This is a genomic window from Brevibacillus nigriterrae, assembly GCF_049846925.1.
Lineage (GTDB): Bacteria > Bacillota > Bacilli > Brevibacillales > Brevibacillaceae > Brevibacillus_H.
On the sequence record NZ_JBNCMT010000028.1, the window covers coordinates 56,890 to 74,557 of the forward strand.

Annotated in this window: 22 protein-coding genes; 14 read left to right on the top strand and 8 right to left on the bottom strand. The window is 44.4% G+C overall.

Annotated features, from left to right (window positions below; genetic code table 11):
• The 3 genes from ACPW7N_RS19285 (at position 1) to ACPW7N_RS19295 (ending at position 1,681) form a co-directional block, all read left to right on the top strand.
• Positions 1-333: a YtrH family sporulation protein gene (locus tag ACPW7N_RS19285; RefSeq protein WP_425652760.1), complete on the top strand. Its 333-nt coding sequence runs from the start codon at positions 1-3 to the stop codon at positions 331-333.
• Positions 330-815, top strand: coding sequence for a sporulation membrane protein YtrI (locus ACPW7N_RS19290; RefSeq protein WP_425652762.1), 486 nt, complete (start codon positions 330-332; stop codon positions 813-815). The genes ACPW7N_RS19285 and ACPW7N_RS19290 overlap by 4 nt, the downstream gene beginning before the upstream one ends.
• An 89-nt stretch (positions 816-904) precedes the next feature.
• Positions 905-1,681: a sporulation protein gene (locus ACPW7N_RS19295; RefSeq protein WP_425652764.1), complete on the top strand. Its 777-nt coding sequence runs from the start codon at positions 905-907 to the stop codon at positions 1,679-1,681.
• A gap of 101 nt (positions 1,682-1,782) precedes the next feature.
• Here the strand turns inward: ACPW7N_RS19295 and ACPW7N_RS19300 are convergent, their stop codons facing one another.
• Positions 1,783-2,139, bottom strand: a complete 357-nt coding sequence (locus tag ACPW7N_RS19300; RefSeq protein ID WP_425652792.1) for a group I truncated hemoglobin — start codon at positions 2,137-2,139, stop codon at positions 1,783-1,785.
• 111 nt (positions 2,140-2,250) lie between these two features.
• Between ACPW7N_RS19300 and ACPW7N_RS19305 the strand changes: the two genes are divergently transcribed.
• Both ACPW7N_RS19305 and codY read left to right on the top strand, forming a co-directional pair.
• Entirely contained in the window at positions 2,251-2,754 is a 504-nt protein-coding gene (locus tag ACPW7N_RS19305; protein WP_425652793.1) for a Crp/Fnr family transcriptional regulator, read from the top strand.
• A gap of 110 nt (positions 2,755-2,864) precedes the next feature.
• Complete coding sequence (codY, locus tag ACPW7N_RS19310) at positions 2,865-3,635, top strand: GTP-sensing pleiotropic transcriptional regulator CodY (RefSeq protein WP_425652765.1); 771 nt, start codon at positions 2,865-2,867, stop codon at positions 3,633-3,635.
• A 42-nt stretch (positions 3,636-3,677) separates the two neighbouring features.
• Here the strand turns inward: codY and ACPW7N_RS19315 are convergent, their stop codons facing one another.
• Positions 3,678-4,988 (bottom strand): MFS transporter, encoded by a 1,311-nt coding sequence (locus tag ACPW7N_RS19315; RefSeq protein ID WP_425652767.1) that lies wholly within the window; start codon positions 4,986-4,988, stop codon positions 3,678-3,680.
• Positions 4,985-5,671 carry an ArsR/SmtB family transcription factor gene (locus ACPW7N_RS19320; RefSeq protein WP_425652769.1) on the bottom strand — a complete coding sequence of 229 codons (687 nt, stop codon included), beginning with the start codon at positions 5,669-5,671 and terminating at the stop codon, positions 4,985-4,987. Before ACPW7N_RS19320 ends, ACPW7N_RS19315 begins: the two co-directional genes overlap by 4 nt.
• Before the next feature lie 169 nt (positions 5,672-5,840).
• On the opposite strand from ACPW7N_RS19320, the gene ACPW7N_RS19325 reads away from it, so the two are divergent.
• Positions 5,841-6,755 (top strand): DMT family transporter, encoded by a 915-nt coding sequence (locus ACPW7N_RS19325; protein WP_425652770.1) that lies wholly within the window; start codon positions 5,841-5,843, stop codon positions 6,753-6,755.
• A 93-nt stretch (positions 6,756-6,848) separates the two neighbouring features.
• A complete protein-coding gene (locus ACPW7N_RS19330) occupies positions 6,849-8,048 on the top strand; it encodes an MFS transporter (protein ID WP_425652772.1) in 1,200 nt (399 codons plus the stop codon).
• A 1-nt stretch (position 8,049) separates the two neighbouring features.
• Here ACPW7N_RS19330 and ACPW7N_RS19335 read toward each other — a convergent pair whose 3' ends face one another.
• The gene (locus tag ACPW7N_RS19335; protein WP_425652774.1) at positions 8,050-8,982 is read right to left on the bottom strand and encodes an SDR family NAD(P)-dependent oxidoreductase; all 933 of its coding nucleotides are present in this window, start codon (positions 8,980-8,982) and stop codon (positions 8,050-8,052) included.
• Positions 8,983-9,114: 132 nt separating this feature from the next.
• On the opposite strand from ACPW7N_RS19335, the gene fabG reads away from it, so the two are divergent.
• Positions 9,115-9,855, top strand: a complete 741-nt coding sequence (gene fabG, locus ACPW7N_RS19340) for a 3-oxoacyl-[acyl-carrier-protein] reductase (protein ID WP_425652776.1) — start codon at positions 9,115-9,117, stop codon at positions 9,853-9,855.
• A 59-nt stretch (positions 9,856-9,914) separates the two neighbouring features.
• A complete protein-coding gene (locus ACPW7N_RS19345; RefSeq protein ID WP_425652779.1) occupies positions 9,915-10,133 on the top strand; it encodes a DUF1540 domain-containing protein in 219 nt (72 codons plus the stop codon).
• A gap of 68 nt (positions 10,134-10,201) precedes the next feature.
• Here ACPW7N_RS19345 and ACPW7N_RS19350 read toward each other — a convergent pair whose 3' ends face one another.
• Positions 10,202-10,786, bottom strand: coding sequence for a hypothetical protein (locus ACPW7N_RS19350; protein WP_425652780.1), 585 nt, complete (start codon positions 10,784-10,786; stop codon positions 10,202-10,204).
• A 93-nt stretch (positions 10,787-10,879) separates the two neighbouring features.
• On the opposite strand from ACPW7N_RS19350, the gene ACPW7N_RS19355 reads away from it, so the two are divergent.
• Entirely contained in the window at positions 10,880-11,602 is a 723-nt protein-coding gene (locus ACPW7N_RS19355) for a DUF456 domain-containing protein (RefSeq protein WP_425652781.1), read from the top strand.
• 68 nt (positions 11,603-11,670) lie between these two features.
• Here ACPW7N_RS19355 and ACPW7N_RS19360 read toward each other — a convergent pair whose 3' ends face one another.
• Complete coding sequence (locus ACPW7N_RS19360) at positions 11,671-12,192, bottom strand: DUF84 family protein (protein ID WP_425652783.1); 522 nt, start codon at positions 12,190-12,192, stop codon at positions 11,671-11,673.
• A gap of 164 nt (positions 12,193-12,356) precedes the next feature.
• Between ACPW7N_RS19360 and dapF the strand changes: the two genes are divergently transcribed.
• Entirely contained in the window at positions 12,357-13,226 is an 870-nt protein-coding gene (dapF, locus tag ACPW7N_RS19365) for a diaminopimelate epimerase (protein ID WP_425652785.1), read from the top strand.
• 121 nt (positions 13,227-13,347) lie between these two features.
• On the opposite strand, the gene ACPW7N_RS19370 is transcribed toward dapF, so the two are convergent.
• Positions 13,348-13,494 carry a hypothetical protein gene (locus tag ACPW7N_RS19370; RefSeq protein ID WP_425652786.1) on the bottom strand — a complete coding sequence of 49 codons (147 nt, stop codon included), beginning with the start codon at positions 13,492-13,494 and terminating at the stop codon, positions 13,348-13,350.
• Between the two features lie 264 nt (positions 13,495-13,758).
• Between ACPW7N_RS19370 and ACPW7N_RS19375 the strand changes: the two genes are divergently transcribed.
• Genes ACPW7N_RS19375 through ACPW7N_RS19385 form a run of 3 tightly spaced genes read left to right on the top strand, consistent with a single transcriptional unit; the run spans position 13,759 to position 16,930 of the window.
• Positions 13,759-14,904, top strand: a complete 1,146-nt coding sequence (locus ACPW7N_RS19375) for a cysteine desulfurase family protein (protein ID WP_425652787.1) — start codon at positions 13,759-13,761, stop codon at positions 14,902-14,904.
• A 13-nt stretch (positions 14,905-14,917) separates the two neighbouring features.
• Positions 14,918-16,117: a tRNA uracil 4-sulfurtransferase ThiI gene (gene thiI / locus ACPW7N_RS19380; RefSeq protein WP_425652788.1), complete on the top strand. Its 1,200-nt coding sequence runs from the start codon at positions 14,918-14,920 to the stop codon at positions 16,115-16,117.
• Positions 16,118-16,150: 33 nt separating this feature from the next.
• Positions 16,151-16,930: a fumarylacetoacetate hydrolase family protein gene (locus ACPW7N_RS19385; protein ID WP_425652789.1), complete on the top strand. Its 780-nt coding sequence runs from the start codon at positions 16,151-16,153 to the stop codon at positions 16,928-16,930.
• Between the two features lie 86 nt (positions 16,931-17,016).
• Here ACPW7N_RS19385 and ACPW7N_RS19390 read toward each other — a convergent pair whose 3' ends face one another.
• Positions 17,017-17,283: a hypothetical protein gene (locus tag ACPW7N_RS19390; RefSeq protein WP_425652790.1), complete on the bottom strand. Its 267-nt coding sequence runs from the start codon at positions 17,281-17,283 to the stop codon at positions 17,017-17,019.
• Between the last annotated feature and the right edge of the window lie 385 nt (positions 17,284-17,668).

Below are 17,668 nucleotides of genomic sequence, written 5' to 3' on the forward strand. Positions count from 1 at the left end.
ATGTTCCAGGTGGTTCTCACGTTTTTTGTTGCTTACGGGATTGTGATTGGTGGTTCCATTTTTGGTGGGATTGGTTCTTTTCTGGCTGATCAGCCGCCATTTGATGCAAGACAACCTCCACTGGTAAAGATGATGGAACTGGCAAACCAACTCAAGATTTGGGGGTTGGTGGGTGCCCTTGGTGGAACGTTTGATTCGTTTTTACAAATTGAAAAAATATTTCTCGGTAATTTCTCACCTGTGCTCAAACAGTTGATCCTGATCCTTGCTGCTTTTGTCGGAGCTCATGTGGGAACGATTACGATTCATTGGCTTGTGCAGGTACGTACATGAAATCAGATCGGATCACTTACTGGAAGAGATATCTGGTACTGTTTGTCTTTGGCATGCTGGTAGGAAGTGGGCTGTTTCTTTTTTTGTACGGGCGAGAGATGGAGCACCTAATGTTGATTAATCGGAATTTGGATCTAAGAAATGAACGATTGGAAGAAGAGTTGCTAAATTTAAGGCACTCACAAAAGGTGGCAAGAAAAAAGCAGGACATTCAAATTGAAGAGATTCAGGTCACGCTGCTTGATCCACGACCGGATGCTTTTACTGAAGCAGAAGTGGTTCGCTTATTGGAGAAGGATTTGGCACCGTTGAAAGGGAAGAAAGTAGATCAGGTGAAAGAAGTTCACCTGATCCTCCATGAAATGCTATATCGGCGAGAATACGTGATTAACGGGAAGGTCACGGAAGTCAGACTCAAAACAGCAGTCATCTCCAAAGTTCTCTTCCTCTCCGTAACCGTCCAGGTAAAAATAGATATCTGACAATTGAATTGAAACCGATCCCTGTTCTCGTTCGTAAAAAGGTAAGGCAGCAAAATTGTTCAAAACCCCAATTGTAAGGAGAGGAAATCATGTCATTCTTTAAGAAAATTTTGGCGAGCGTTGGTGTTGGTTCTGCAAAAGTAGATACAAGGTTGCATAATGATTCTTTGGAACCAGGAGATACAGTTAGCGGAGATGTGTATATTACAGGTGGAGATGTGGAGCAGGAGATTGACGATATTTATTTGTACGTCATCACGCATTACGAGCGAGAGTACGATGATAAAAAGGTAAAGGAAGAGTGCATCCTGGCGAAGCAACGATTGGCAGAACGGTTTGTCCTGCAGCCAAAGGAACAAAAGGTTCTTGCGTTCTCCTTCCAGCTTCCATATGAAACACCACTTACCATGGGCAGACAGCCGGTGTATCTCCGTACTGGTCTCGATATTAAAAATGCGATTGACCCGGGAGATTCTGATTTTATTCAGGTACTGCCTCATCCATTAATGGAAATAGTGCTTGATGCGGTAGAAGACGTTGGCTTCCAGTTATTTAAGGTCGATTGTGAATACAACCGCCATTTGGGACGTAAATACCCATTTGTCCAGGAGTTTGAATTCCGCCCGACAGGAAAATATCGCAGCCGTCTGGAAGAGCTTGAGGTTGTCTTCTTTTTGAAGGAGTCGGAGTTGGAAGTATTGCTCGAACTTGACAAGCGGGCGCGTGGATTCTTTGGTGCAATGGAAGAAGCGTTTAATATGGATGAGCGATATGCTCGCTTCCGTTTAACCGCAGCGGATTTACAACGTCCTGAGGAAGACATTGCTGACTTCATTGATGATCTCATTCAAAGAAATTTGCGATAACTGTAAAAAATGTCACAGATCAGACGTGAATATCAACAATTGAACTGATATAATAGAAAACGAGCCAAGTTCTTTCCTGCTTGGCTCGTTTTATTTACTTACTAGCGATGCAGGACTTCCGCTTTCATACTAAGTAGTTTGGAGACAACCTGATTGATTTGTTCTTCACTGACACCGAACTCTGCCAAACTGGATACAAGATGGGTAGCTACGGCCTGAAAATGTTCTTCTTGCAGATTCATTCCTTCGTGTGCTCTGGCCATGCTATTCCCAGTATATTGATTAGGACCACCAGTTACCCAACTTATAAACAGTGTTTGGTGAAGGGCCTGTTTTTTCATATCAGTATGATGGAAAAAATGACTAATCGTTGCGTCCGCTAATACTTTCTCGTAAAAGCGATCAACCACTTTGGTAATTCCTTCTTTTCCACCAAGCTGTTCATATAAAGTAAGCATTGAATTCAAAAGAAAAACCTCCATTTACTCATTAATACTATTACAATACTTTAAAGTTTACTAAGTAAGTGTGATTCTACTAACATGATTTTTGACAGAGAGGTGAACGAATTGATCCTGCATAAAGGAGAAGTGTTATTTCGTCAAGGGGAGTCAGGACCACTCTTTAAACTGAATAGTGGCCTTTTGAAAGTGATTCGCTTGCAAGAGGATGGGACGACTTTTCTTTTTAACTTCTTGTTGCCGGGCGAGGTTTTTCCTCATCATTCTTTAATTACACCAAAGGAATACCACGGTACTGCTATTGCAGTGATGACGAGTGAAATTGAGGTTATTCCTGCGGAAGATTGGTATAAACGACTTGCGAATGATCCAGTACAATACAGAGACGTGGCATTGCTTTTACAGAGCAGACTGCGTACGATGCAACAGAGAATCGATCAGTTAACCGTGGTTACGCCTCGGGAGAGATTGAACTTGTTGTATGAGTGGTTTCATACTTATCTGGGAAAAATTCCGATTCTTGAGTTGCTGACACAGGAGGAAATTGGACAACTGATTGGCGTGCGACGAGAGACCGTCAATCGCTTGCTGCGTGAAATGAAAGAAGAGTGAAAACAGGAGCCTTGAAAGCAGGCATCCTGTTTTTTTTTTGCATTCGTATGTATGTGGCTGCATTTTTCTGACAATACTGTGAGCATGAACTAAAGAGGAGGAATTTTCCAATGAATTTATTAGAAAAAACCAGAAAGATCAATTCTATGCTCCAGAAAACGATGGGGGGCAGCGGAGTAAGCTATCAGGAGATTGCCAAGCTACTGTCAGAGGTCATTTCATGTAATGTTTATATCATTACATCCGACGGTATTGTTCTCGGTAATGGATTGTCACAAGAGTTTAGTTTGCAAGAAGAGGGCAAGAATATTTTACCCAAGGATTATGCTTATAAGCTGCTTGAGGTAAATTCTTCACTTGCCAACGTGGGCATCGATAACCCGTACAGTATGCTGGCTTCAGAATGGACAAATCTGTTCCCACAAATGACGACAACGATTGCGCCGATTATCGCAGGTGGCGGTAGATTGGGTACGCTCGTTCTGTTGCGAGCCTATGGTGCATTCGATACGGAAGATATGATCCTTGCTGAGATTGGAGCGACGGTAATTGGCATGAAAATTGTCCGCCATCGTACAGAAGAGATTGAAAGCGAAGTCCGTGAGAAAACATTTGCTAAGATTGCCCTGTCTTCTCTCTCGTACAGCGAGCAAATTGCTATCGAAAAAATCATGGAACAACTGGATGCCAAAGAAGGATTGCTTGTCGCCAGTCAATTGGCAGATCAGGCTGGACTTACCCGTTCTGTCATCGTCAATGCACTTCGTAAATTGGCAAGTGCCGGGGTGCTTGAATCTCGCTCCCTTGGAATGAAAGGAACTTATATCAAAGTGTTAAATGACAAGTTCCAGACAGAGCTTGCCAAGTGGAAGACTTCATAATCGAGGAAAATACATATGGTAATCAAAGAAACAGCCCATCGCTTACAAGGCGACGGGCTGTTTTGTTTCTGTTAGACCTTTGTTCGACTGTTGCCATGCAGGATGCTGCTCCATTCGGCGGAAATCCCGAATCAAAAAGCAGGCAAATCCGATAATGGCAAGACACAGACCACCACCAAGCAACAATTGCGCCGGAGTAGCCACGCCTTTTTCTAAAATAAAGGCAGCAAGAGCGTAACTGACTGGTCCAAGACCACTTGCCATCATGGTTAACAGGGACATGACTCTACCCAGCATGCGGTCTTCCACAACCGTCTGGATAAAGGTAAAAATGGGAATATTGGTACAGCTAATACAGAATCCGGCGATAAACATGGCTGCAAGCCCAAACGGTAAAGCAGTCATTAATCCAAGCGCAGAGATGGATAGGCCGAGGATGCCAATGAAAGCAGCCAGGTAAACGTAGTAGCCCCGGAACCCTTTGGCGAGCCCTGTAATCAAGGCACCGGCGATCGCACCAACACCGACAGCTCCCTGCAAGAAACCAAATGTACTTCCTTCCCAACCTAATTTTTTGATCAGCACGGGAAGTCCGATGTGAAGCGGGCCCATGAACATCAAGTTAATGAAGAGGGCCAAAAACAGGATAATGACAATGGAGCGAATACTTTTCGCATAACGAATCCCTGCCAGGGTGTCTTGAAGCATGGAAGACTTCGCATTGGTCTCTTCTGTGTGAGTATCTGAATCAGTCTGTATCCCCATTTTCATTGCAAGAATGGCAACCATGCTCATGAGAAAGACAATGCTGATGGAGAAAAACATCAGTGGATAATTCTTCGAAAAGAGGAGGAAGGAAGCAAACAGTGGACCAACAATCATGCTCAATTGCTGAGAAGTTTCCATAATACTGTTTGCAGCCGCTAATTTTTCTTTTGCGATGACTTGCGGAACAATAGACGATCTGGCAGGCCAGAAGAATGAATCAACAATCCCAAAGATGACTGACATGATGTAAACGCCTGTAGTGAGCCACTCACCCACTCCCTGCATCAAAAATAAACTGAATAAACCAAGGACGATGGCCCGTGCAAGCACCGAAGCTGCGAGGACATACTTGCGATTGAATCGATCAGCGATGACTCCACCGACCAGCATAAAAAACAGACGAGGGAGTGACATGCATAACAGAGCTGTACCTAATATCCCTTCCGAATTCGTCACGTCAACAACAAACCACGAGAGCAGGATGAAGATAGAGGCATCACCTACTGCGGAGAAGACCGTACCGATCCACAGACTGATGAAATTCCGATTTTTCCAGATTGGCGTATCGAGTTGCTCTGCTTTCATTCTGGATCATCCTTCCTTTTTACAACGATTGGTGAAAGCATCTCATAACCTTCAGGCAGTCGGTCATCATCGGGAAGGAAATGCTGCTCGTTGGTCATAAAACCGACATTTAACAGGTAAAATATCTCGTTTAGGTCCCGAGCTTCACCAGCATCAATTTGTGCCTGGTACTCTCTTTCTTTTTCCCACAATTCTTGCAAAAGAGCTTCATATCGGGTCAACCACTCGTTGATCACCTCACGGGGAAGTTTGGCTTCTCCTACTACGGCTACGAATGGCGGTTTATCCTCAAGCTCAGCAAATTTCTGGAAGGAAGAATCAGGGGATTTGTATACTCTGGAGATTGCACTACGTAACTGATTCACAATGATCTCTTGAGCAAATGTCGTATCTTCACGCAAATGTGGCAGAAGCTCTTCACTGATGACAAAATCAAGAGCAGTCGAACGGTAAAACTTTTGGATGATGCCGTTTTTTTCTTCAGTTCGTTTTACCTCTATGAAGCCGTTTGTCTCCAGTTCTTTCAGATGGTAGTGAATGCGGGAGGGAGACTGCCCGATTCGTTCTGCAAGCTGTTTTCCTGTCAGTTCTTCTACAAGAAGCATGGTAATCAATTGAATGCGGAGCGGATCACTGACCGCCTTCATCTGTTCGAGGGTTTCGATGACAAAGTACTTTTTCATGGGAATCACCTTTCTACTTTGTTTGTACATTTCCTTTAAATTGAACGTTCAAATATTCTTGAACGTATTGTAACACTTGAACGCTTGGCGCCACAAGAAAAATTTTTCTGTTTATTCAAAAACGTGTTACAATGAGGCATGCCGCATGATGAGAAGGTAGGGATTTCAAATGCCTCGGATATTGTATGTTTTCTTAGGTTCGCTCAGTCTGATTTGGGGCGGGTCGTTCTTTTTTATCAAGGTGTTGCTTACGCATTTTGGCCCTTGGTCTATCGCATTTTTGCGTTCAGGATTCGGGATTGTGACGATTCTCGTTATTATGTTTTTGCTGCGAAAGCCTCTGGGATTGCGCCAGTTGCCCTGGAAGCCGCTGCTCATTGTGGGATTGTTCAATACAGCAGTTCCGTGGGCTTTGATTGGATTCAGTGAAACAAGAGTGACCAGCAGTATGGCATCCGTGCTGAATGCAACTACTCCCTTGTGGACGATGATTGTGGGATTCTTATTGTTTCATATTAAAGGCACTCGCAATCAATGGTTGGGGATGGCAGTTGGTTTTTGTGGCTTACTCGTTCTGTTGGACATCAATCCTGTAAATATCATCTCCATTGACCCGCTTGGGTTTTTCGGGATGTTGGCAGCTACCTTTTTTTATGGTCTTTCTTCCCATGTTTTGAAAAGAAAAGTGCATGGTGTATCGATGTATCAAACTGCACTCAGTACGTTGCTAGTAGGGAATGTGGCAAGTGGCATTGTTGCCTTTGGCTTCGAATCGCTTACATTTGCTCCCCTTTTTCAGGACCCGAATGTCATTTGGGCGTTGTTAGGCCTTGGAACACTGGGTTCGGGAGTTGCCTACATATTGTTTTATCACCTAGTACAGGCTGGCAGTGCAGAGTTTGCTTCGATGGTCACGTATCTTGTCCCGGTAACAGCCATTTTGTGGGGATATCTGCTTCTGGATGAATCCATTCATTGGACATTGGTTGCGGGGCTTGGGCTTATCTTAAGTGGAGTGTTTTTAGCGGGGCGTAAACCAGCGAAAGCAGTTAGTCCGCTGGGACCGACGTCTGATCAGGCATAGAATAAATACTGAATGAGCGGCTTTCCTTATGAAGAGGGAGGGTCGCTTTTTATAAGGAAGCTGGTTTCGGTAGGGAAAGAGAGGGATAACCCATTGAACGAGGTATTAACGAAACCATCCTTTCGCTGGTATTGGCTAGGCCTGTTTCTATCAGGGTTAGGTGATCAATTTGGCTGGATGGGGCTGACTTGGTTTTTCCTAAAGCAGACGAATTCACCGGCAGTAGTGGGAACCCTGGTCAGCGCATACTTTTTGCCCAGTCTCGTTTCGGGTCTGTTCATTGGCATACTGCTGGATCGATTTGACCGTCGCAAATTGATTATCTGGGACAACCTTTTTCGAGGAATTATCGTTGTGCTGCTGGTTTCAATTTTGTCATTCTTCCAATCGCCAATATGGCTGATCATCCTGATAGTGGGGGTACTCGGAATGCTATCACCGTTAAGTTCTGCAGGTGCGCAGACCTTGCTTCCGGCACTCATTGGTGATAAAGAAATGCTGACAAATGCAAACGGACTCATGCAAAGCCAGTGGCAAATCGTATATTTATTTGGTCCTGCACTGGCGGGGCTCTTGATCGGACTTATTGGTGAAAAGGCAGTGTTACTTATCGATGCACTCAGCTTTTTTGTCTGCGCATTTTGCTTTTTCCGATTGAAGCTTCCGGCATCTCCTGTTAAGCAGGGAAACACCAAACCACCACTTGCGGGAGAACTGCTTACAGGCTATCAATTCATCTTGCGAAACCCTGTTTTTATTTGGCTTCTTATTATTACTCTCTTCTTTAATATGGCATACGGCCCAATTGAAGTGGCGCTGCCCTTTTACGCAAATGAGCAACTAGCAGGGGAAGCTTCTACCCTTGGCCTTCTGTGGGCATCGCTGGCACTTGGAGCGCTTGTCGGTTCCGGTTGGTTTAGTGTCAAAGCGTGGAGATTTCCCGTAGGATACAGCTTGTCCAGTATTATTTTATTGTGGGGGGTAACCACACTTCCGCTTGCCATTTGGCCGGGGCTTCCTGTGGCTATGTTTTCCTTGTTTGTCGCTGGAATCTGTTTTTCTCCATACAATGTTTTGTACGTCTCGTATTTGCAACGACAAGTACCAGATGAAATGCTGGGTCGTGTTATTACATCAGCACGGACAATCACTGGTCTTGGCATGCCGCTTGGCGCCTTTTTCTCAGGGATTTTGGTTCATTCATTCGGTGTGATGCAGTTGCTATTGTTTTCTGCACTTGGCTGTATTCTGGTCGGATTGGCCTCACTACGTCCGCTGCGTCAATTGAAATAAATTATTTGCGATTCATGAGCGGAGAAACCATTTGTTTGATTGCTTGTGGGAGAAATTGGTACAAACTGGATAACAGGTGTAGCTTACCTGGCAAGGTGACCTCCCATTTGCCTGATTCGATCCCACGGATGATTGTTTTTACCACTTGTTCCGGAGACAACAGGTAGTTCATCACCTTGTTGCGATATTGTCCCGTATTGTCGGCTTGTTCCAAAAAAGGAGTATCAATCGGCCCAGGCATGACACACATGATATGGATGTGTTTGGGAACTTCATGTCGCAGCCCTTCACTGAAGCGGATCATCGCAGCTTTAGAAGCAGCATAAACGGAAGCCTTGGCAGTAGCCACTCTTCCTGCAAGCGAAGCAATATTTACGATATGAGCTGTTTTTTGCTCAGTCATCATTGGCAAAAATGCTCGGGTCATAAAGATGACACCATCAATATTGGTTTGCAGCATTTCTTTGATCTCCTGGGGGGTTAACTCCAACAGAGGCTTGAACGTAGCTGCTCCCGCATTGTTATACAAAATATCACACCGTCCAAACTGAATCTTCACCCATGCACAGAAGGCGCGTACATCTTCATTGTTCTGAACACCGAGTGGATACAGGTGCAATTTCGCTGGTAACCCGAGGGATTCTTTTGCTTTTTGCAGCTTTGATTCCGAGCGACCCGTGATAACAACAATGTCGCCATTTTCAATGTGATACTTTGCCAAGGCGAGACCAAGACCGCTTGATCCGCCCGTGATGAGAACCACTCGCTCTGAAGGCATATCAATTACCACTCTTTCACAAATTTGTAACTCATATGTAACTACCATACAGATAATGAGTAAACCAATCGTATCAAAACGGTCATGACCGTTTTGTTGCCCGCAAGCGGGCACATCCACTTTTATGACAAGGTGCCTCAGCGTAACATCTGGCATTTACTTCGGTAAAAACGTCGAGACGTTTTTCACATAACATTATATTCTATTTTAGAATTCGCTTTTACTGGCTGTCTATAGAAGGAAACAAGGTATCGTAGGGTGACATAATTGGATAAGGAGGAGATTCCTGTGCAAATGCGTGACCGTGTAGTGATCATTACGGGAGGTGCAAGCGGGATCGGACGAACGGCTGCCTTCCTTTTTGCGCAAGAAGGGGCCAAAGTAGTTGTTGCTGATTATCAAGAAGCAAGTGGAAAAGAAGTAGTTGATGAAATTGTGGGTCAAGGTGGAATTGCTCATTTTGTTCAGGTGGATGTAAGCAGTCATGAAAAAACACAGCAAATGGCCAAAAACGTGAATGAACACTTTGGGCAAATCGATGTTCTAATCAATAATGCAGGGATCACGGCCGATGCGACACTGCCCAAGATGAAGCAAGAGCAGTGGGACCGGGTAATTGCCATTAACTTGACGGGCGTGTTCAATTGTACACAAGCTGTTGTTCCGTACATGCTGGAACGTGGCGCTGGCCGAATCATCAGCACGTCATCGGTAGTGGGCATTCACGGCAATTTCGGGCAAACCAACTATGCTGCCACAAAAGGTGGAGTCATTGCTATGACGAAGACGTGGGCCAAAGAATTGGGCCCCAAAGGAATTACTTGTAATGCCGTTGCCCCAGGTTTTATCGAGACACCAATGACCAAAGCAGTTCCTGAAAAAGTGTTAAAACTGATGGAAGAGCGTGTGCCGCTTCGACGTTTGGGCGATCCTTCCGATGTTGCCAACGCTTACTTGTACCTTGCCTCAGACGCAGGCAGATATGTTAATGGCGCTGTTTTGAGCATTGATGGTGGTTTAACACTGTAATGGTGTTGGTATAAGCTCAACCCCTCTGGTCAAGATTAGATTCAGGGGGTGAATGAAACATGCCAGCAGTCAAATGCAGCGTTTCCAACTGTTCTTATTGGGGTCAAGGCAACAACTGTAATGCGGACATGATCATGGTAGAAGTGGATAAACACGCTAACAAAAATTTTAACACGGAATTTGCGGGCGAATATGGTTACGACAGTGAGCACAAGGACAAAGCTAACAGTTCAGCTCAAACCTGTTGTCACACCTTTAAGCCGAAAAACGCAAAATAAACAGGAAAAAGACGTATCTCTACAAAGAGATGCGTCTTTTTCATCGGTACGAAAATATGTTTTTTCAGCTACTTCATTAGAATCGGGAGATCCTGCAATAGGTGATGCCCTTCTTCCCAAGTGGAAATCCGTTTGACCAAAGAAGGAAGCTTGCCTTGATTATAGGGTGTGTCGAACAACAGCACGGGTATGTGCAGCTCTTCTGATAATTGTAATGCATTTTCTAATCGGTCTTCCAGGAACACCTCAACTCCCCATTTGCGGGCAGAAGAAATTTTATCGTGAGAACCAATTAACTCAACATCGTGATAAGGAATCTGGAAACGCTCGAACCACTCAAATGTGATTGGCAGGTGTTTTTTGTCCCTAGCACTGATGTAAACAAGCCGGTGTGTCTGATACCATTGCTGCAAAACTTTATCAGCCATATGATGCAGCAAAGCGGAACCGTAGAGGACATCCCCTTGCTCATCAAACCATTGGTTCAACTCGTCACTTGGGATTCCATACACATTGGACAAGTCATATTCGAAGCAGTCAGCCAATGATAAATTTCTGCCAAACGCTTCGTTCATAAAAGGCAATATACTGCCCGGGTCGGTCACTGTTCCGTCAATATCAATGCCAATCGTTAGGTTTTTGATCTGTTTCATCCTCTCGCCTCCAGTTTAAATTGTACACCTTGAGCAGACAATAAAGCTACTTCCTTCATCAAAATCCTTTGTGGAAAAGGGGTTGGGCATATCATGGCGAACGAAAACAACGAGCGAATGAGTGCTAATCAGGAGGAAGTAAATACTCCGATATCATCTGGAAGTGTCGAGACAGCCGGGAGTACAGTGGGTAGCAGACAGGTTTCAAGTACTTCGGGAAGGACAACGACAGATACTGAATTTGCTGATACGGAGTTCGCGGCGGATACGTGGATGGGAGCCGTTTTCAGCCCTGATGCTACTCGGACAGGGGGAAATATTGCCTATAATCCACGGACTCAAACTGAACGTTATGTTGGCTTGGAAGCAAATGGTTCAGATGATGCGAAGGATGTAAGATCGACTGACTTGCCTGTAACTTCCGAGACGATGACAAACGAGGCTGATGGGTACAATCCCCAGAAAATTGCCAATCGTCGAGAGGATCTGGAAAATCAGACCCGATACGAAATGGCAGCAGAGGCATCTCCGTTGCCACGAATCGATGCAAGATCGGACGAACGATTCAATACTCGATCTCCCGTTACTGGACCAAATGAAACCAGAGATGCTGCAGGCGGGCTGGGCATGGTTGGGCTGGGATTATCGCTGCTCTCCCTGTTTTTGTTGCCCTACTTGCTTGCGCCAGTAGGAATTGTCCTTGGGTATCTGGCTGCAAGACGCAATGCGGGTACGCTTGGTACATGGGCAATGATCGTAGGAGCTGTTGCCATTCTGGGTGCCTTGATTATCTATCCGTATTTTATAGCCCGTTAACCGGGGGTCTACAGGCAAAAACCTCTCCATGGCGGAGAGGTTTTTTGTTACAGCTTGTTTGGGGTGGGTTACTGATAGAGTGGAGAACCAAATGGTGTCAGGGCAGCGATAACTGCATCACGAAAGACGTTTGCACGAGTGATGCTGCCATTCGTAAATAAGCCGTAGGCACCTTCTTTATGGTTGCTCTCTGTTGTTCCACTCAATTGATCAATAACTGTCTTCAACTCGATTCCCTGTGTTTTTACCAGTTCTCCTACTTGATTAGGGATAGGGAAATATAGACCTTTTCCAACATATAGGTGCTTCCCGTCCCAAGCTGCACAGACAGAGAGCAGGTACCATTGCTTCGTAAACAGATCATCGAAATGAAGCCCGCCCTCCAGTCCCAATCCAATGGTTGCGGCAGGGCAGGAAAGAAGTGCATTTTTCGCTCGATTAATTGCACCCAAAGTCGTCTCATTCTCGCTGAGAGGCTGATCAGACACCTCCGAGGGAACTTTGACACAGATCGGTTCAACTCCTGTAGCAAGTACAACAGCAGAACGCTTGGCTTGATTGGTTGTACCTAATACATATGTAGTCTCCATGTGACATAGCCTCCAAACAGATTGGTTCTTCTCCCTATTCTTTTCCCAGAGTAGCACACTTTTGTCAACACCAAAGAGCATTTTCCTTCAGGAATCAGTATGATATGATGGATGCAATCAAATAGTCAGATAAATGGAAAGAAAGATGTGGAGGGTCTTCAGGCATGAAGTTTACAAAAATGCACGGACTGGGTAATGACTATGTTTATGTCAATTGTTTTGAGGAGCCTTTAATAAACGTAGACCTGCCTGAACTGTCCAGAAGAGTAAGTGATCGTCATTTTGGAATTGGCGGAGATGGATTGATTCTTATCATGCCTTCGGAAGTTGCAGACTTTCGGATGAGAGTGTTCAACAATGACGGAAGTGAAGCGAAAAACTGCGGCAACGGACTTCGTTGTGTAAGTAAATATGTGTACGATCATGGATTGACTGTCAAACAGCAATTTACAGTAGAAACCCTGGGTGGCATCGTAAGTCCAGTAGTTGAAGCAGGAGCGGATGGCAAGGTGAAGCTCATCACCATTGATATGGGAGAGCCACGCTTGACTCGTGGAGAAATACCCATGTCTGGCGAAGCCCATGAGCAGGTAATCGAGTATCCGTTGACCGTCGAAGGAAGAACTTATGAAATGACAGCCGTTTCAATGGGAAACCCGCACGCCATTTTGTTTGTGGACAAGATCGATGAGGATGAGGTAGTTACCTTCGGACCAAAGATTGAATGGAGCGATTTGTTCCCAGAAAGAACCAATGTCGAGTTTATCCAAATCCTGAATCGACAAGAAATTCTTTTCCGGGTATGGGAGAGGGGTTCAGGAGTAACGTTAGCGTGCGGTACAGGAGCTTGTGCAGCAGCAGTAGCGGCAATACTCGGCAATAAAACCGAAAGAACCGTGACAGTACACTTGCTTGGCGGAGACCTTCAGATTGAGTGGAGAGAAGAAAACAATCGTGTGTACATGACAGGACCAGCGACAGAAGTGTTCAATGGAGTCTACGGGGAAGCAGTACCTCTTCTTGAAAATATATAGTAATTAACGTCCCTTGTTCAAAAGGGACTTTTTTTATTGATAAAGGGTAAAAAAAATGGCACCCAGCTCATGTTCCCAATTGCTGACTACCTTTTTTTCCTATATAGAAAAATAATTGACATTATCCGTTATATACCTCAGTTAAGAAGACATCTGTATCTACATATTCAAACTCATTGGATTGACGGCGAATTTTATCCAGTTCGGATTGTAGACGTTTTAATTCGCTTTCCATTCTTCTGATCTGTTCTTCTACTGCTGCACTCATCGTTGTGTCTCCCCTTTTAATTTTTAATTAACTAAGTCCATCAATGTTTCACATCTGAATTTGTAGATTATTCTAACAATTTAATTTGGTTCCGTAAAGTACCCTTTTTGGATGTAAGCGCTTGCTTTGTGACATTTTTTTGACAAACATCCTCACGTTCAGTAACGAGCGTTTGGGGTAGAATAAAAACAAATTAAAAGTAGTACATTACAACCCGAATCGGGTATGATGATAGGTAGTTTTTACAAGAGGAAGGTGTCTTCTGTGATCTACCTTGACAACAGTGCCACAACTAAACCGCATCCACAGGTGGTTGAAGTGGTATCAAAGGCAATGCAGTCGTATTACGGGAATCCTTCGTCTCTGCATCATCTGGGAGTCGAAGCAGAGAAAGTGGTAAAACAAGCCCGCAGTATTGCAGCAACAGCATTGCAGGTAAAACCAGGTGAAATCATTTTCACCTCGGGCGGTACGGAGAGCAACAATCTGGCTCTAAAAGGGATTGCGTTTCAATACCAGAACCGGGGAAAACATATAATCACGTCACAAGTAGAGCATCCTGCTGTGTACAGTGTTTGTAAACAGTTAGAAGAATTCGGTTTTCGGACAACCTATTTGCCTGTGGATTCAAATGGACGAGTTTCGCCTAAATCAGTGAAAGCGGCTATCACCAATGAAACGATTCTCGTGTCCATCATGCATGTCAACAACGAACTGGGAACTATACAGCCGATCCAGCAAATTGGGCAACTTTTGAAAGAATATCCTCGTATTCTTTTTCATGTCGATGCGGTGCAAAGCTTTGGCAAAATTCCTCTCCAAATTCGTGAGTGGGGCATCGATTTGTTAAGCTTGTCTGCACATAAATTTCATGGACCTCGTGGCGTAGGGATTCTGGTTAAAAAAGAGGGTGTATCCCTTCATCCCTTGCTGATTGGCGGGGGACAAGAAGGTGGTATTCGATCTGGAACGGAGAATGTGCCTGGAATTGCTGGGATGGCAAAAGCAATTAAGTTAATCTCGGATGTACAGCAAATGGAAGCATTGCGGCTATCTGTGTGTATAAAAAGGTTGCGTGAGGGACTTGCGAGTATTCCTGATTGTGTCATAAATACACCTGCAACTGGTACAGCACCACATATGATTAATTTCTCCATTCCTGGTATCAAGGCAGAGGTGCTTGTCCACGCCTTGGAGGAAAAAGGTTTTATTGTATCGACTCGTTCTGCCTGCTCTTCCAAAGCAAATGAGCCAAGTCGGATTCTCATGGCAACCGGGATGAAAAAGGAACAGGCGCTTTCCGCCATTCGAGTCAGTCTTAGTCAGGAAAACAAAATGGAAGAAATTGAGCAATTTCTTGTTGCTTTAGAGGCGAGCGTGAATCAATTGCGCCCCTATATGAATGTGTAAAGGATGGACAGCTATGAAGTATGATGTAATTTTGATTCGTTATGGTGAACTTGCATTAAAAGGAAAAAACCGTGACTTTTTTGAGGAAACACTGACACGAAGCGTTAAATCCGTGTTGCGTTCCTTCTTTAAGATAAAGGTTCGTCGTACGTACGGTCGCATGTATGTGGAACTCAACGGGGAGGATGCGACAGAAGTAATTGAGCGTCTGACCAAAATATTCGGTATTACCTCCATGAGCCCAACTGTGCAGATTGAAGCAGATGAGGAACAAATCAAAGCGAAAGCAGTCGAATTGATACAGTCATTGCCAACACCTCCTCGCACGTTCCGGGTGGAGACACGTCGAGCTGACAAACGCTACCCGATGAAGTCAATGGACGTAAGCAGAATGGTTGGCGGGCATATCTTGCGTTCAATCGAAGGAATTAAGGTGGATTTGCACAATCCGGAAGTGGTTGTGAATGTAGAAATCCGCACAGAAGGAACCTTCCTTAGTTGTCAAACCATTCAAGGAATCGGTGGGTTGCCTGTTGGAGTAAGCGGCAAGGTGCTTTTGTTGCTTTCAGGTGGAATCGATAGTCCTGTTGCTGGTTGGATGATGCTCAAGCGTGGGGTAACCCTGGAAGCAATTCATTTCCACAGCTATCCGTTTACTAGTGAACGTGCGTTGGATAAAGTGAGAGACCTTGCACATAAACTGACCAAATTCGGTGGAACGATTAATCTTCACGTTGTTCCGTTCACTGAAATTCAGACGCAAATTCGCCAGCATTGCCCGGAGGACTACACTATTACGATTATGCGTCGTTTCATGATGAGGATTGCCGAGGCTGTGGCACATAAATCGAAGGCACTTGCTTTATCTACAGGGGAAAGTCTGGGCCAAGTCGCTTCTCAGACACTTGAGAGTATGAATGCCATTAACAGTGTCGTAAACATTCCTATTCTTCGCCCGTTGATCGGAATGGATAAGACGGAAATTACGGATATTTCCAGACGAATAGACACGTTTGAGCTTTCTATTCTTCCATATGAAGACTGCTGCACAATCTTTACGCCGAAAAATCCAGTTACCCGTCCTCGAATTGATCTTGCCGAGAAGTTTGAACAGAAACTGGATGTAGATGCTTTAGTCAAAGATGCCGTGGAAAGAACAGAAATTGAAGTCATCACAACAAAACCGAGAGAAGCAGTTGTTGATTTGTTTTAGAAAAGAGAGCAGTACACGGGGGAGGAAGAGCGAATGATCGTTCGCTACGAGCGGAATAGCAAGGTGAAGTACGGATGGCTGGTGGAAGAAGAGAATAAAGTCCGTGTGATCGAAGGAGATATCTATAAAAAAGATGCAAATCGCTCCACTGTGATGACCGGATTGGAGTTATCTATAGAGGATATAACTATGCTAACTCCTTGCACTCCAACAAAAGTAGTTTGTATTGGTGTGAATTACAAGGATCATGCGGCTGAAATGAACAAGCAGCTTCCCAAAGAGCCGTTGATCTTTCTGAAACCGTCTACTGCTGTTATTGGCTCAGGAGATGCGATTGTCTATCCAAGGCTAACGCAAAACCTGCATTATGAAGGGGAACTGGCTGTAGTTATCAAGAAGGAAGCACGTAAGATCAAAGCAGCAGATGCAGATGACTATATTTTAGGGTTCACCTGTGCACTGGATATAACTGCTCGTGACTTGCAAGCAAGTGATGGTCAGTGGAGCCGTGCAAAAGGTTTTGATACGTTTTGTCCGCTAGGTCCTGGTATTGCCTCTAAGCTTGACTACAATAACCTTCAGATCACTACCACGGTTAATGGAGAGGTTAGGCAAAACTCAAATACAAGTGAGATGGCAATCAAAATTCCGCAACTTTTAGAGGCGATAACTGCTGTTATGACGTTGTTGCCAGGTGATGTTGTGCTTACTGGGACACCGAGTGGAGTTGGCCCCCTTCAACCGGGAGATGAAATCACGGTTTCTATAGAAGGTATCGGCTCATTAACCAACCATGTTGTTGCTGAAGAATAGCATATTTAACTGTAAAATCGAACGCCCTTTATTCTGCCGAGGAATGAAGGGCGTTATGTATGGATTTTGTCTTGCGTTTTTTACACCTATTCAAGTATCTCGGGTTGTTCGTTAGCTGAATGGGAACCTGGATATGCTCGTTCCAGTCCTTGATGTAATTCTCGATTTTCATAGCCAAATTGTGCTTGGGTGGAATATTGACCTTCTTCCCATCCTGTTGCTTTGCCCAAAAACTGTTCATTGGTAGCGGCTCCATAAGGACCTTCCGGAAACTCTTCAAAATAGATTTCGTTCCGTTGTGACTCGACAGTTTTTAATTCACTGTAGTTTTCTTTGTACGTTGGTTTGTTCATCTTTTTCCACCACACGAACGATCACCTTCCTTTAGGATTTAGTCTGCTTCAAAACTGCATGATTTATCCATTCAAGCGAGATTTCAAAGGAATAAAACATCGAAAGAACTTTTTCAAAAAAACAATTGACGTGTACATAGTGTTTTTGATATATTACTTTTTGTCGCTATGAGCCGAGCAAGAAGTTACCGAAAAATACCTCTTGCGAAGAAGGTTCTGATGTGATAGACTCATAAGAGTCGCCGCTGATTAGGCGGTTGCGAAATGCTTTGTCAAACAATTGATCTGATGCTCTTTGAAAACTGAACAATAAAGCGTTTTATAGTGAATCAAAACACTAGCCAAGTGAAATGTTTTGCAGTTTAGAATCAGCTCAACTTTATTG

Excerpts from the sequence above, each read along its gene's own strand:
- ACPW7N_RS19320 (WP_425652769.1), bottom strand. The coding sequence starts at position 5,671 with ATGAAAAAGTACTTTGTCATCGAAACCCTCGAACAGATGAAGGCGGTC.
- ACPW7N_RS19285 (WP_425652760.1), top strand. The coding sequence starts at position 1 with ATGTTCCAGGTGGTTCTCACGTTTTTTGTTGCTTACGGGATTGTGATT.
- ACPW7N_RS19290 (WP_425652762.1), top strand. The coding sequence starts at position 330 with ATGAAATCAGATCGGATCACTTACTGGAAGAGATATCTGGTACTGTTT.
- thiI (WP_425652788.1), top strand. The coding sequence starts at position 14,918 with ATGAAGTATGATGTAATTTTGATTCGTTATGGTGAACTTGCATTAAAA.
- ACPW7N_RS19335 (WP_425652774.1), bottom strand. The coding sequence starts at position 8,982 with ATGCCAGATGTTACGCTGAGGCACCTTGTCATAAAAGTGGATGTGCCC.
- ACPW7N_RS19360 (WP_425652783.1), bottom strand. The coding sequence starts at position 12,192 with ATGGAGACTACATATGTATTAGGTACAACCAATCAAGCCAAGCGTTCT.
- ACPW7N_RS19300 (WP_425652792.1), bottom strand. The coding sequence starts at position 2,139 with ATGCTTACTTTATATGAACAGCTTGGTGGAAAAGAAGGAATTACCAAA.
- ACPW7N_RS19315 (WP_425652767.1), bottom strand. The coding sequence starts at position 4,988 with ATGAAAGCAGAGCAACTCGATACGCCAATCTGGAAAAATCGGAATTTC.
- dapF (WP_425652785.1), top strand. The coding sequence starts at position 12,357 with ATGAAGTTTACAAAAATGCACGGACTGGGTAATGACTATGTTTATGTC.
- ACPW7N_RS19370 (WP_425652786.1), bottom strand. The coding sequence starts at position 13,494 with ATGAGTGCAGCAGTAGAAGAACAGATCAGAAGAATGGAAAGCGAATTA.
- ACPW7N_RS19350 (WP_425652780.1), bottom strand. The coding sequence starts at position 10,786 with ATGAAACAGATCAAAAACCTAACGATTGGCATTGATATTGACGGAACA.
- ACPW7N_RS19355 (WP_425652781.1), top strand. The coding sequence starts at position 10,880 with ATGGCGAACGAAAACAACGAGCGAATGAGTGCTAATCAGGAGGAAGTA.
- codY (WP_425652765.1), top strand. The coding sequence starts at position 2,865 with ATGAATTTATTAGAAAAAACCAGAAAGATCAATTCTATGCTCCAGAAA.
- ACPW7N_RS19385 (WP_425652789.1), top strand. The coding sequence starts at position 16,151 with ATGATCGTTCGCTACGAGCGGAATAGCAAGGTGAAGTACGGATGGCTG.
- ACPW7N_RS19295 (WP_425652764.1), top strand. The coding sequence starts at position 905 with ATGTCATTCTTTAAGAAAATTTTGGCGAGCGTTGGTGTTGGTTCTGCA.
- ACPW7N_RS19390 (WP_425652790.1), bottom strand. The coding sequence starts at position 17,283 with ATGAACAAACCAACGTACAAAGAAAACTACAGTGAATTAAAAACTGTC.
- ACPW7N_RS19345 (WP_425652779.1), top strand. The coding sequence starts at position 9,915 with ATGCCAGCAGTCAAATGCAGCGTTTCCAACTGTTCTTATTGGGGTCAA.
- ACPW7N_RS19325 (WP_425652770.1), top strand. The coding sequence starts at position 5,841 with ATGCCTCGGATATTGTATGTTTTCTTAGGTTCGCTCAGTCTGATTTGG.